Genomic DNA, 12026 nt, shown 5'->3' on the forward strand with positions numbered 1-12026 from the left:
ACGTGGAAAATAAAAACGTGGAGAACATCATGTCTGCTGAAAAAAAATATGTCGTCGCTCTGGACCAGGGTACTACCTCTTCCCGCGCCATCGTGTTTGACCAGGATGCCAATATCGTCGGCACCTCCCAGCGCGAATTCACCCAGCACTACCCGAAAGCGGGCTGGGTAGAGCACGACCCCATGGAGATCTGGGCGACCCAGTCCTCCGTGTTCACCGAAGTGCTGGCCAAGACAGGCCTGCGCAGCGAAGAGATCGCCGCCATCGGCATCACCAACCAGCGTGAAACCACAGTGGTGTGGGAAAAGGCCACCGGCAAACCCATCTACAACGCCATCGTCTGGCAGTGCCGCCGCACCGCGGCCATCTGTGAAGAGCTCAAGGCCCGTGGCCTGGAAGAGTACGTGCGCGAGAACACCGGTCTGGTGCTGGACGCCTACTTCTCCGGCACCAAGGTGAAGTGGATCCTCGACAACGTCGAAGGGGCCCGCGAGAAGGCGATGAACGGCGAGCTGCTGTTCGGCACCATCGATACCTGGCTGGTCTGGAAGATGACCAACGGCGAAGTGCACGTCACCGACCCGACCAACGCCTCCCGTACCATGCTCTACAACATCCGCGACCTGAAGTGGGACGAAAAGATGCTGGACGAGCTGGGCATCCCCTTGTCCATGCTGCCAGAGGTCAAACCCTCTTCCGAAGTCTACGGCTACACCACCCGTGGCGGCGGTTCCCGCATCCCCATCGCCGGCATTGCCGGTGACCAGCAGTCTGCCCTGTTCGGCCAGCTCTGCTTCGAAAAAGGGATGGCCAAGAACACCTATGGCACCGGCTGCTTCTTGCTGATGAACACGGGCACAGAGCCGGTTCGCTCCAGCAACGGCCTGCTGACCACGGTCGCCATCGGCCCGAAAGGGGAAGTGAACTACGCGCTGGAAGGGGCTGTCTTTATGGGCGGCGCCACAGTGCAGTGGCTGCGTGACGAGCTGAAGCTCATCCACGATGCCCGCGATACCGACTACTTCGCCTCCAAGGTGGGTGACACCAACGGCGTTTACCTGGTACCGGCCTTCGTCGGTCTGGGCGCGCCCTACTGGGATCCGTATGCTCGCGGCACCATGGTCGGCCTGACCCGTGGCGCCAACCGCAACCACATCATTCGTGCCGCACTGGAATCCATCGCCTACCAGAGCCGCGATGTGCTGGATGCCATGCAGCAGGACTCCGGCATCAAGCTGGCCGCCCTCAAGGTGGACGGTGGCGCGGTAGCCAACGACTTCCTGATGCAGTTCCAGTCCGACATGATGCACACCCCGGTTGTGCGTCCGACCCGCATCGAGACCACTGCCATGGGCGCCGCCTTCCTGGCCGGTCTAGCCGTCGGCTTCTGGAAGAGCTCGGACGAGCTGGAAGACAAGTTCAGCGTGGATCGCGAATTCATCCCGCAGATGAGCCACGAAGAGCGCAACAAGCTCTACCACGGCTGGCAGAAAGCGGTTGAACGCTCACGCCGCTGGGCCGAAGAGGATTAATCGGGCAACCGACATCTTTCCGAGATGAAAATACAAAGAGGCCGACAGCGATGTCGGCCTCTTCTTTATTCAGTCAAGCATCCACAGTGGTCATTCACCACCTCTGGCGGACAGCCGGTCGGCACCCTTTCTCTTGTCATGAATGGAGGCCGGCTCTTTCTTCCCTACCGCTTGTCGGACCTGCCAGAGGCTACCTCGCCCCTTCTGTCGCCAAGGGAAGACGCCAGCCTATGCAACCTGGTTGTCATGGCCGGTCGCCAACATCCCCTCCCCTTTGGCCGGGAGAGTGTAGGCCCTTAACATGCCGCCATCACAGGGTATGGCTACCGAGCTGCTCCTTGATAAAGTCGAGCCAGACCCGCAGCCGGATGTCGCGCTGGGCATCGGAGTAAAACACCGCATTGACGGGACGCGAGGCACCGCTGTTGCTGCGGGCCAGCACCTCCACCAGGGCGCCGCTCGCCCGATCCGGCCCTGTCATGAAGTCAGACAGGCAGACGATCCCCTGCCCCGCCAGCGCCAGCTGGCGCAAGGTCTCGCCGCTGCTGGCGCGCAGGGTCGGGGTAATGGGAAAGCGATCGCCCTGCTCGGCACTGAGCAGCGGCCAGTGGTTGAGGTGATCGGGGTGCAAAAAGCCCAGCAGCTCGTGACCCGCCAGCAGATCCACTGGCTGGCGCGGGGTGCCGCGCTCGCTCAGGTAAGCGGGGGATGCCAGCAACCGCAGCCGCGAGTGGCCGAGCGGCAGGGCGCGCAGGGAAGAGTCGGTCAGCTCGCCGATGCGGATGGCCATGTCCACCCGCCGCTCCATCAGGTTGATGAAACCCTCCGAGCTGTGCAGCTGCAGCTCGATGCCGGGATAGCGGCGGCGAAACTCGCCTATGATGGGCACCAGCCGGTGAAGGATGAAGGGAGTGGCCGCATCGACCCGCAAAATCCCCTCCGGCTGCTCCTTGCGGCTGAGCAGGTGCCCCTCAGCCTCGCTCATCTCGGTCAAAATCTTCACCGCCCGCTGATAGAACCAGCTCCCCTCCTCGGTCAGGCTGACCCGGCGGGTGGTACGGTTGAGCAGCACGGTCGCAAGCTTCTCCTCCAGCCGTTTGATGCCGCGGCTCACTACGGAGTTGTCCATCCCCAGGTTCTCCGCCGCCTGGCGAAAACTGCCCGCCTCCACCACGGCCACAAACAGGGTCAGTTCATCGGAATGGGTCTTCATTGCTGTTATCCAGACAAGAGTAATGGGCCTTTATAGGCGCAGTGGCTGTGGATTGGCAAGTGAGCTCTGGTGCCACATCTTTGTTTGCACAGATAAATAACGTGATGGCCAGCTCAAACCAGACTCGCCCATTGCCGGTACAATGCAGCCAAAACGGCATCGTATGGCGCCACAATATAACCAGGAAGGAAACCATGACATTCGAAGCGCGGCTGGTAGCAGCCCATCAGGAGCTGGCCAGCAAAGGGGTATGGCACGCCAACTACAATCCGCCTCTGTTCAGACTGCTGCGCAGGCTGGGTTGCCCGGTCAAACCGCCTCACTATCAGGGCTGGCTCGCCAACGTTCTCGGGTTTGGCATCAGCATAGGGCTGTTCTGGGGTCTGTTGATGTGGTTTTTCAGCTGGCGCGGGACGGGAATAGCGCCGGCAGCGGCTCTGTATCAAACGGCCCTGTTTGTCAGTTTCTTTGGCCCCACCATGGCGAGCTGGTTCTGGTTTCGCTGCAAGCAACTGAAATTGACCCCATGGGAGCAGCTGGCAGAACATGTCGGTACCAGCAGCACCAAGGATCAGGCATGACCAGACAGTGTTGCCCCCGCTGCGGGATGGATACAGAGCATAGCGAACGGATAAAGCAGAAGCCTTCCCCTTATCCCAAGACCCGCAGCGGCCAGTTCAGGGCGTTTCTCAACGGATTTTTCTCCGGGGTCGGTGGCCAACTTGAGCTGCTAGACCGCTATGTGGTGTGCCAGCAGTGCGGACTGGAGCGACTGGAAAACCACGGCGAAGAGTTCAAATAGCCTTCCATTTTGCCAGCGCCACAATTTCAGGGAAATGATTTGATGGGGTATTGTTAACTAGGCACTCTTTAATCAGCCTCTTCTTGATACAAGATGGACACGCAGGGAGCAAAGCAGCATGAAAATCCATGAAAAACTGAACTATGTGGAGTTTGCGGCGCGGGATCTCGCGGCCACCAAGGCCTTCTTTCAGGCCGCCTTTGACTGGCAGTTTGTCGATTATGGCCCCGACTACTGCGCCTTTGCCGATGAGGGGCTTGACGGCGGTTTCTATAAAGCGGATCTGTGCAGCAGCACGGCTCAAGGTGGCGCCCTGCTGGTGTTCTACAGCGCCGATATCGAAGCGACCCAGGCCAAGGTGAGCCAGCATGGTGGCACCATCATTCGCCCCCTGTTCGACTTCCCCGGTGGCCGTCGCTTCCACTTTGTCGAGCCCAGCGGCAATGAATTTGCAGTCTGGTCTGAGCCCGCCAATACCTGATGGCAAGGGGGTGCCCCGGCGCTCCCTGCTCCATTTGCTTCATTGACCTCTTCACCCCCACATCGCGTTTGTCCATTCATTGCTGCTCTTCTCTCAATAGTGTTTTGCGGCTGTTGCCCTATTTCCCTCCCCCTGCGGCAGGCATACTGACTTTCGTTTTCGCAAGGAGGTTCAGATGTCATCACCCGTGATTGTGATTGCCCAACTTGAAGCCAAACCCGAATTTTCCGCCCAGTTTCGGGCCGCCCTTGAGCCGTTGATAGCGGCCACCCTGCAGGAGGCCGGCTGCCTACGTTACCAGTTGCACCAGAGCCTGGACAACCCCCATGGCTGGATGCTGCACGAGGAGTGGGAAAGCGAAGCCGCGCTCAAAGCCCACCAGCAGCAAGCTCACTTCCTCGCGTTTGTCGCCAGGGCCAAGCCCTGGTTTGCCAGCAGCCTTATTCGCAATTACCGCCGACTGCCGGCCTGAGTATCCCGAGACTCGTTGACGATGGCGCTGCCAACTTGCAACGCCGCCACGGCCTGTGCACCGAGCCAACCCCCTTGCTCTGGGCAAGGGCCAACCACCCCATTTGAGGAAATAGATGATGAAAATGCCCGCCATGGGTCTGGGCACCTTTCGCCTGAAAGGTGAGCCCCTGCTTGCAACCCTGAATACCGGCCTGGCGCTCGGCTATCGCCATATCGATACCGCCCAGATTTACGACAACGAAAGCGAAGTGGGCGAGGTGCTGGCCAGCACGGCTGTCCCTCGCTCGAATATCTACCTCACCACCAAGGTGTGGACCAGCGAGTTTGGCCCGGGCAAGCTGATCCCCAGCCTCAAGACCAGCTTGGCGAAACTGCGCACCGATTATCTGGATCTGGCGCTGATTCACTGGCCCTCCCCCAAGGATGAGGTGCCGATGGCGGTCTATCTGGAGCAGCTGGCCGAGGCCAGGGCGCAAGGCCTGACCCGGGAGATAGGGGTATCCAACTTCACGGTGGCCCAGCTCAAACAGGCCATCGAGATCCTGGGGCCGGGCGCCATCGCCCACCAGCAGGTGGAGATCCACCCATTGCTGCAAAACCGCAAGGTGGTGGCGTTCTGCCGCGAGCAGGGCATCGCCATCACCGCCTATATGCCGCTGGCCTATGGCAAGGTGCTCACCGAGCCGCTCCTGATAGAGATCGGCAAACACCACGGCGTCTCGGCGGCCCAGGTGTCGCTGGCCTGGCTGCTGGCCCAGGGCATGACGGTGATCCCGAGCTCCACCAAGCGGGAGAACCAGGCCGCCAACCTGGCCGCCCTCAAGGTGCAGCTCAGCCCCGACGAGATGGCCCAAATCGCCACCCTGGAGCGAGGCGAGCGCTGCGCCAACCCGGACTTCGCACCGGCCTGGGACTGATCCCCCTCATCCCCGGCCCTTCTCCCGCCAGGGGAGAAGGGAGAACAACAGTTCGGGACATCTCTTCGACCCCAAGCGGGAGGCACCATGCCTCCCGCTTTTTTTGTCTCCAATGCCACACGCCACTGCCGCCTGTGCAGCTGGCATCTTCCCGCCACCTTCTGTTGTCCATTGTCTGGTTGCGCGCGCTTCGCACGCTATTTATTCTCGCTACTATCTACTCCCCTGCATGACCCCTCTTGTTTCCATCACCCCATGCCACGGTGCCATTGCTGCTAATTAAGCAAAAGTAATTTGATGTCATCGTCATTTTTGCCAACAAAGGTCATCGGCATACTGGCGCCATTCTCCCGTCGGGAGTCCCCATCCAAGGAGTTTGTATGCCACTGGCGTTATTTGCCCTCACCCTGAGTGCCTTTGCGATCGGCACCACCGAATTTGTGATAGTGGGGCTCATTCCCACCATCGCCGAGCAACTTCATGTCTCCCTGCCCTCGGCGGGCCTGCTGGTCAGCCTCTACGCCCTCGGCGTCGCCATAGGCGCGCCGCTGTTGACGGCGCTGACCGGCAAGCTGCCGCGCAAGTGGCTGCTGGTCGGCTTGATGGCGCTGTTCACCGCCGGCAACCTGCTCGCCTGGCAGGCCCCCGGCTACGAGAGTCTGATCGTCGCCCGGGTGCTGACCGGTCTGGCCCACGGGGTCTTCTTCTCGGTGGGCTCTACCATAGCCACCGGCCTCGTGGCCAAGGAGAAGGCGGCCAGCGCCATCGCCATCATGTTCAGCGGCCTGACCGTCGCCCTGGTGACCGGCGTGCCGCTCGGCACCTGGATTGGCCAACAGTTTGGCTGGCGCGAGACCTTCCTGGTGGTCAGCCTGCTCGGCCTCATCGCCATGGTGGGCAGCCTGCTGCTGATCCCGAGCAACCTGCCCAAGGGAGCGGCCTCCAGTATCCGTGAACAACTGCTGGTGCTGACCAAGAAGCCGCTGCTGCTGGTCTACGCCAAGACAGCGCTCGGTTACGGCGGCGCCTTCACGGCGTTTACCTTCCTCGCTCCCATACTGCAACAGGTGAGCGGCTTCGGGGCCAACGCGGTCAGCCTGATCCTGCTGGTGTACGGGGTATCGGTGGCGTTCGGCAACATCTGGGGCGGCAAGCTGGCGGACAAGATGGGCCCATTGCCCGCCCTGAAGCTGATGTTTGCCGGATTGGCTGTCATCTTGCTGCTGCTCACCTTCACCGCGCCCCATCCGGTGCTGGCGGTACTGACCGTGCTGGTATGGGGTGCCTTCGCCTTTGGCAACGTGCCTGGGCTGCAGGTACTGGTGGTCAAGCAGGCCGAGATCCATACCCCCAACGCCGTGGACGTGGCCTCCGGCCTCAACATCGCCGCCTTCAACGTCGGCATCGCGCTGGGCTCGGTTGTCGGTGGTTTCGTGGTGGAGCACCTTGGGCTGATGCACACCCCCTGGATAGGTGCGCTGATCGTGCTGCTGGCCTACGGCCTGACCCACGTCAGCGAGAAGCGCGAGGCCAGATTGGCGCTGGCGGTGTAACCCCCCTCAAACGAAAAGGCCGACACTGGGTGTCGGCCTTTTTCATTTCCGGCGGGGCTCAAGACTCCTTGAGATCCTCGTCCGCAGCCCAGCGCGCCTCCAGCCAGAGCAGGTTGACCAGGCCGCAGAGCAGGGCAAAGCCCAGCCCCAGAATCCAGGTGAAATACCACATAGTCGAAACTCCCTTGAGTAGAAGACGGTTAGTAGAGGCTGTGACCGTGCTGGCGCACCTGATCCGTGCTGACCTTGCCGCGCACCACCCGGTAGACCCAGAGGGTGTAACCGATGTTGATGGGCATCAGCACCCCCACTATCCCCAGCATGATCAGCAGGGTGCCCTCACTGGAGGTGCCGTCCCACAGGGTCAGGCTGCTCGACGGATCCAGGGACGAGGGCAGCACGAAGGGGAACAGGGCGATGGCGATGGTCAGCATCATGGTGGCGCAGGCGCCACCACTGGCCATGATCGCCAGACGCGGCAGGCCGCGGGCACTGGCCAGGCTGCTCACCATGGGCAGCAGCAGGCCCAGGGCCGGCACGCACCAGAGCCAGGGCTGCGCCGCGAAGTTGCTGAACCAGCCGTCCGGTGCCAGCGCCACCTGCTTCATCAGCGGGGTGAGGGCGCCGTTGAGATCGCCGATCTCCTGCAAGCGGTAGCCTTCCATCTGGCTGAGCCAGACGCCGCCGAGGGCGAACAGGCCGCTCGCCAGGGGGCCGAGCCAGAGGCTCTGGCGGGCACAGCGCTCGGCGATCACCCCTTGGGTCTTGCACTGCAGGAAACTGGCGCCGTGCAGCATCAGCAGGGCCAGCGCCGTGCCCATGCAGGTCAAGAGCAGCGGCCAGTTGAACTCGAAAGCGCCGTAGTGGATGCGCAGGTGCGAATCGAAGCGAAACGGCAGGCCTTGCAGCAGGAAGCCGAGGGTCGCGCCGAACACCAAGGTCGGCAGCAGGGCCCCCGTCACCAGGGCCCTATCCCACCAGCGGCGCCACTGGGCCGATTCCAGCTTGCTGCGATAGTCAAAGCCCACCGGGCGCAGGAAGAGGCCGAACAGCAGGAACATGAAGGGCACGTAGAGCGCCGAGAAGGCGGCGGCATAGACCAGCGGCCAGGCGGCGAACAGGGCGCCGGCACCGGCGATGAGCCACACCTGGTTGCCCTCCCACACCGGGCCCACGCTGTTGAGCAACACCCGCCGTTCCTCATCTGTCTTGCCGACGATGGGCAGCAACAGGCCCACCCCCAGATCGAAGCCGTCCATCACCACGAAGCCGATGAGCATGAACAGCACCAGGCCCCACCAGATCAATTTCAGGGTTTCGTAATCCATCAGAGCGCACTCCCGCTTGCCAAGACTTCACCTTGATAACGACCCGTCTTCAGGCTGGCGGGCCCTTTGCGGATCACATGACGCAACAAGAACAGCTCCACCACCAGCAGGCTGGTGTAGATGAGGCTGATGGAGATGAGGCTGAACCAGATCTGGCCCGGCTGCAGCAAGGAGACCGAGGCCGAGACCGGCAGCACCTCACTGATGGTCCAGGGCTGGCGGCCAAACTCGGCCACGAACCAGCCCGCCTCGATGGCGATCCAGGGCAGCGGTATGCTCCAGAACAGCACCCTCAGCAAGCGCGGCGATTGCACCAGCCGGCCCCGGCACAGTTGCAGGAAGGAGGCGGCAAAGAGCACGAGCAACACAACCCCTATGCCCACCATCAGCCGGAAGCTCCAGAACAGCGGCGCCACCTGGGGCACTGAATCCTCCACCGCCAGGGCGATGGCCGCCTCGTCGGCCTGGGCTATGTCCTTGGCATGGGGAGTCAGCAACAGGCCGTAGCCGAGATCCTGGCGGTGCTGCTCGAAGGTGGCGCGGGCGGCGCCGTTGCCACCGTCCTGGCGCAGCGCCTCCAGGGCGCCATAGGCCAGCATGCCGCTGCGGATGCGCACCTCGTGCTCGGCCTTGAGATCCTTGATGCCGGTCACCGCCTCATCGAGGGAGCGGGTGGCTATGATGCCCATCAGATAGGGGATCTTGACGGCCGCATGGGTGGTCTCGGCGTGCTGATCGGGCCAGCCGAACAGGGTGAAGGCCGCCGGGGCGGGCTCTGTCTCCCACTCCGCCTCGATGGCGGCGAGCTTGACCTTCTGAACCTCACCGGTGCGATAACCTGACTCGTCGCCGAGGACGATGACCGAGAGGATGGCGGCCAGGCCGAAGCCGGAGGCGATGGCGAAGGAGCGCAAGGCGAAGCGCACCTCCATGCGGCGCAGCAGATACCAGCTGCTCACCCCCATCACGAACAGGGAGGCGGCCACGTAACCCGCCGCCACAGTGTGCACAAACTTGACCTGGGCCACAGGGTTGAACAGCACGGCGGTGACGTCGGTCAGCTCCATGCGCATCGTCATGGGATTGAACTCGGCGCCGACCGGGTTCTGCATCCAGCCGTTGGCGATCAGGATCCAGAGCGCGGAGAGGTTGGAGCCCAGCGCCACCAGCATGGTCACCAGCAGGTGCTGACCACGGGAGAGCCTGTCCCAGCCAAAGAAGAACAGGCCCACCAGGGTGGATTCGAGGAAGAAGGCCATCAGCCCTTCCACCGCCAGGGGGGCGCCGAAGATGTCGCCGACATAGTGGGAGTAGTAGGCCCAGTTGGTGCCGAACTGAAACTCCAGGGTGATCCCCGTGGTCACCCCCATCACGAAGTTGATACCAAACAGCTTGCCCCAGAAACGGGTGATGTCCTTGTAGATCACCTTGCCGGTCATCACGTAGGCGGATTCGGCGATCACCAGGATCCAGGACAGCCCCAGGGTGAGGGGCACAAACAGGAAGTGAAACATGGCCGTGGCCCCGAACTGCAATCGGGACAGGCTTACCACATCATCCAGGCTAATCATGCAGGACTCTCTATGTTGCATTTAACAGACAGGTTTTCGCCTGCCAAGTACAACATGAGTCATGACACCTATAACAGATGCAGTTATATTGAATTACACCTATAACAGTTGTCTTATCGCATGTCCCTTTACCGTCAGCTGGCCGACCGCCTGCAACAGCAGATTGAAGCCGGGGTATGGCAACCCGGCGAGCGCATTCCCTCCATCCGCCAGAGCTGCAAGACCCACGCCCTCAGCCCCATGACGGTGCTGCAGGCCTATCAGCTGCTGGAGAGCCGCGGCCTGATACTGGCGCGGCCCCAGTCCGGCTACTACGTCAAGGCCGCCCCCTCCCCGCTGCGGGCCAGCGCGCCGCAACAGGCCCACTACAGCGGCTCGGTGGACATCAACGATCTGGTGTTCGAGGTGTTGCAGGCGAGCAAGTCCCGCGAACTGGTGCCGCTCGGCATGGCGGTGGCGGATCCCGCCCTCTTCCCCCACCCCCAGCTCGGCCGGGCCCTGGCCAGCTGCATGCGTCGGCTCGACCCCTTCAGCACGGTGGCAGACCTTCCCCCCGGCAACGAGGCGCTGCGCCGCGCCATCGCCCAGCGTTATGCCGGTGACGGGCTGGCGGTCGACCCCCAGCAGATCATCATCACCACAGGCGCCATGGAGGCGCTCTCCCTCGGCCTGCAGGTGCTGACCGAGCCGGGGGACTGGGTGGTGGTGGAGACCCCCACCTTCTACGGCGCCCTGCAGGCCATGGAGCGGCTGAAACTGAACGCGGTGGAGATCCCGGTGATCCCGGGGGTCGGTATCGATCTGGCGCTGCTGGCCGAGGCGCTGGCCCAGCGCCCTATCAAGGCGTGCTGGCTGATGGGCAACGTGCAGCACCCGCTCGGCCATACGATGCCGGATGGACACAAGCAGGCGCTGATGGCGCTGCTCAACGCGCATGAAGTGCCGCTGGTGGAGGACGACGTCTACGCCGAGCTCTATTTTGGCCGCGAGCGGCCTCGCCCCATCAAGTATTGGGATGCGCGTGGCGAGAGCCTGCTCTGCAGCTCGTTTTCAAAGTGCCTGGCACCGGGCTTTCGGGTCGGCTGGGTGGTGGCCGGCCGCCACGCCGAGCGGGTGCAGCGACTGCAGCTGATGTCGACCCTCTCCACCAATGTGCCGAGTCAGCTGGCGCTCGCCGACATGCTGCTCAACGGCGGCGTCGATGCCCACTTTCGTCGCCTGCGCCACACCCTGGCCCAGCGCCAGCAGCAGATGCGGGCGGCCCTGCTGCGCCTCTTCCCGGATGAGGTGCGCATCAGCGCACCCGATGGCGGTCACTTCCTCTGGCTGGAGTTTGACCCTCGCATGGACAGTCGTTCACTGCACGCCCAGGCGCTCAGTTGCGGCTTCTCGCTGGCGCCCGGCGCCCTCTTCTCCAGCCAGGGGATGCACAACCACTGCCTGCGCCTCAACAGCTCACATCCCTGGAGCCCGCAACAGGAAGCCGCCCTCGCCCGGCTGGTCGAGCTTATCCATCAGCAACTGGCCGTCGTCCCAGCCAAAAACAACAAGGCCCCGTAACGGGGCCCGACTGGCTTGCCCGGCTTGAGCAGGCTATCTGGCATAAATTTCCGACTGGCGCGTGAACCCCAGGGATTCGTAGAGTGCCTTGGCTCGTTCGTTGAACGACATCACCTCCAGCCGGATCTGGTGGGCACCGTGCGCCTTGCCCCAGTCATCGCAATGGGCGATCAGCGCCTTGCCTATGCCTCGGGATCTGTGGTTTTCGTCAACCACCACTGAGCCGATGCGGCAGATGGGCTGCTTGCTGAGAAACGGGATGGTTTCGTTGATGTCGATGCGCGCAGTCAAAAAGCCCACCACGGCGCCCTCCTGCTCGGCAACGCAAAACAGTCGCCCTTCGCTGCCGATGGCATTGAGCAGAAAATCCCGCTCCTGCGGTGATGGCGGACAGAACACCTCGGGGGCATGTTCAAAGTGGATCAAGCCTATCTGCCGATTCAGCTCGAGAATGGCGTCGATATCCTGCTCGGTTGCCTTGCGTATCTCCAACATGTGCTCCTTGCTCTGGTGTTGGCTTACAGGTGGGGTCGTCCATCCTCTTTGAGATGGGCGAGAGACCCATCATAGTGGGAGTCAGCGGCAACAAAAAGGG

13 protein-coding genes are annotated in these 12026 nt (G+C 62.5%); 8 read left to right on the top strand and 5 right to left on the bottom strand.

Annotated elements, in window-relative coordinates:
- The first annotated feature begins 29 nt into the window (after nt 1-29).
- Entirely contained in the window at nt 30-1532 is a 1503-nt protein-coding gene (gene glpK, locus ACM3N8_RS03490) for a glycerol kinase GlpK (protein ID WP_005310059.1), read from the top strand.
- Nucleotides 1533-1842: 310 nt separating this feature from the next.
- Here glpK and ACM3N8_RS03495 read toward each other — a convergent pair whose 3' ends face one another.
- Nucleotides 1843-2745 (bottom strand): LysR substrate-binding domain-containing protein, encoded by a 903-nt coding sequence (locus ACM3N8_RS03495; protein ID WP_290016960.1) that lies wholly within the window; start codon nt 2743-2745, stop codon nt 1843-1845.
- A 194-nt stretch (nt 2746-2939) separates the two neighbouring features.
- Here ACM3N8_RS03495 and ACM3N8_RS03500 point away from each other — a divergent pair, with 194 nt between their 5' ends.
- The 6 genes from ACM3N8_RS03500 to ACM3N8_RS03525 all read left to right on the top strand — a co-directional run bounded on the left by ACM3N8_RS03500 (nt 2940) and on the right by ACM3N8_RS03525 (nt 6972).
- Nucleotides 2940-3326, top strand: coding sequence for a DUF6404 family protein (locus ACM3N8_RS03500; RefSeq protein WP_290016961.1), 387 nt, complete (start codon nt 2940-2942; stop codon nt 3324-3326).
- Nucleotides 3323-3547, top strand: a complete 225-nt coding sequence (locus ACM3N8_RS03505) for a hypothetical protein (protein WP_290016962.1) — start codon at nt 3323-3325, stop codon at nt 3545-3547. The genes ACM3N8_RS03500 and ACM3N8_RS03505 overlap by 4 nt, the downstream gene beginning before the upstream one ends.
- A gap of 118 nt (nt 3548-3665) precedes the next feature.
- The gene (locus ACM3N8_RS03510) at nt 3666-4028 is read left to right on the top strand and encodes a VOC family protein (protein WP_290016963.1); all 363 of its coding nucleotides are present in this window, start codon (nt 3666-3668) and stop codon (nt 4026-4028) included.
- A gap of 175 nt (nt 4029-4203) precedes the next feature.
- Nucleotides 4204-4500, top strand: coding sequence for a putative quinol monooxygenase (locus tag ACM3N8_RS03515; RefSeq protein ID WP_416015463.1), 297 nt, complete (start codon nt 4204-4206; stop codon nt 4498-4500).
- Nucleotides 4501-4615: 115 nt separating this feature from the next.
- Nucleotides 4616-5419, top strand: coding sequence for a 2,5-didehydrogluconate reductase DkgB (dkgB, locus tag ACM3N8_RS03520; RefSeq protein WP_416015464.1), 804 nt, complete (start codon nt 4616-4618; stop codon nt 5417-5419).
- 380 nt (nt 5420-5799) lie between these two features.
- On the top strand, nt 5800-6972 hold the full coding sequence (locus tag ACM3N8_RS03525) for an MFS transporter (protein WP_290016966.1): 1173 nt from the start codon (nt 5800-5802) through the stop codon (nt 6970-6972).
- Between the two features lie 58 nt (nt 6973-7030).
- Here the strand turns inward: ACM3N8_RS03525 and cydX are convergent, their stop codons facing one another.
- The 3 genes from cydX to ACM3N8_RS03540 are packed head-to-tail and all read right to left on the bottom strand — an operon-like array spanning nt 7031 to nt 9871.
- Nucleotides 7031-7144 (bottom strand): cytochrome bd-I oxidase subunit CydX, encoded by a 114-nt coding sequence (gene cydX, locus ACM3N8_RS03530; RefSeq protein WP_005310033.1) that lies wholly within the window; start codon nt 7142-7144, stop codon nt 7031-7033.
- A 28-nt stretch (nt 7145-7172) separates the two neighbouring features.
- The gene (cydB, locus tag ACM3N8_RS03535; RefSeq protein ID WP_042641813.1) at nt 7173-8300 is read right to left on the bottom strand and encodes a cytochrome d ubiquinol oxidase subunit II; all 1128 of its coding nucleotides are present in this window, start codon (nt 8298-8300) and stop codon (nt 7173-7175) included.
- Nucleotides 8300-9871 (bottom strand): cytochrome ubiquinol oxidase subunit I, encoded by a 1572-nt coding sequence (locus tag ACM3N8_RS03540; RefSeq protein ID WP_290016969.1) that lies wholly within the window; start codon nt 9869-9871, stop codon nt 8300-8302. Before ACM3N8_RS03540 ends, cydB begins: the two co-directional genes overlap by 1 nt.
- Nucleotides 9872-9991: 120 nt before the next feature.
- On the opposite strand from ACM3N8_RS03540, the gene ACM3N8_RS03545 reads away from it, so the two are divergent.
- Complete coding sequence (locus ACM3N8_RS03545) at nt 9992-11431, top strand: PLP-dependent aminotransferase family protein (protein ID WP_274452192.1); 1440 nt, start codon at nt 9992-9994, stop codon at nt 11429-11431.
- A gap of 33 nt (nt 11432-11464) precedes the next feature.
- Here the strand turns inward: ACM3N8_RS03545 and ACM3N8_RS03550 are convergent, their stop codons facing one another.
- Entirely contained in the window at nt 11465-11923 is a 459-nt protein-coding gene (locus ACM3N8_RS03550) for a GNAT family N-acetyltransferase (RefSeq protein WP_274454387.1), read from the bottom strand.
- Between the last annotated feature and the right edge of the window lie 103 nt (nt 11924-12026).

Source organism: Aeromonas sp. A04 (assembly GCF_047780465.1).
Taxonomy (GTDB): domain Bacteria; phylum Pseudomonadota; class Gammaproteobacteria; order Enterobacterales; family Aeromonadaceae; genus Aeromonas; species Aeromonas bestiarum.

Excerpts from the sequence above, each read along its gene's own strand:
- cydB (WP_042641813.1), bottom strand. The coding sequence starts at position 8,300 with ATGGATTACGAAACCCTGAAATTGATCTGGTGGGGCCTGGTGCTGTTC.
- ACM3N8_RS03510 (WP_290016963.1), top strand. The coding sequence starts at position 3,666 with ATGAAAATCCATGAAAAACTGAACTATGTGGAGTTTGCGGCGCGGGAT.
- ACM3N8_RS03505 (WP_290016962.1), top strand. The coding sequence starts at position 3,323 with ATGACCAGACAGTGTTGCCCCCGCTGCGGGATGGATACAGAGCATAGC.
- ACM3N8_RS03545 (WP_274452192.1), top strand. The coding sequence starts at position 9,992 with ATGTCCCTTTACCGTCAGCTGGCCGACCGCCTGCAACAGCAGATTGAA.
- ACM3N8_RS03525 (WP_290016966.1), top strand. The coding sequence starts at position 5,800 with ATGCCACTGGCGTTATTTGCCCTCACCCTGAGTGCCTTTGCGATCGGC.
- ACM3N8_RS03515 (WP_416015463.1), top strand. The coding sequence starts at position 4,204 with ATGTCATCACCCGTGATTGTGATTGCCCAACTTGAAGCCAAACCCGAA.
- ACM3N8_RS03500 (WP_290016961.1), top strand. The coding sequence starts at position 2,940 with ATGACATTCGAAGCGCGGCTGGTAGCAGCCCATCAGGAGCTGGCCAGC.
- ACM3N8_RS03540 (WP_290016969.1), bottom strand. The coding sequence starts at position 9,871 with ATGATTAGCCTGGATGATGTGGTAAGCCTGTCCCGATTGCAGTTCGGG.
- glpK (WP_005310059.1), top strand. The coding sequence starts at position 30 with ATGTCTGCTGAAAAAAAATATGTCGTCGCTCTGGACCAGGGTACTACC.
- cydX (WP_005310033.1), bottom strand. The coding sequence starts at position 7,144 with ATGTGGTATTTCACCTGGATTCTGGGGCTGGGCTTTGCCCTGCTCTGC.
- ACM3N8_RS03495 (WP_290016960.1), bottom strand. The coding sequence starts at position 2,745 with ATGAAGACCCATTCCGATGAACTGACCCTGTTTGTGGCCGTGGTGGAG.
- dkgB (WP_416015464.1), top strand. The coding sequence starts at position 4,616 with ATGATGAAAATGCCCGCCATGGGTCTGGGCACCTTTCGCCTGAAAGGT.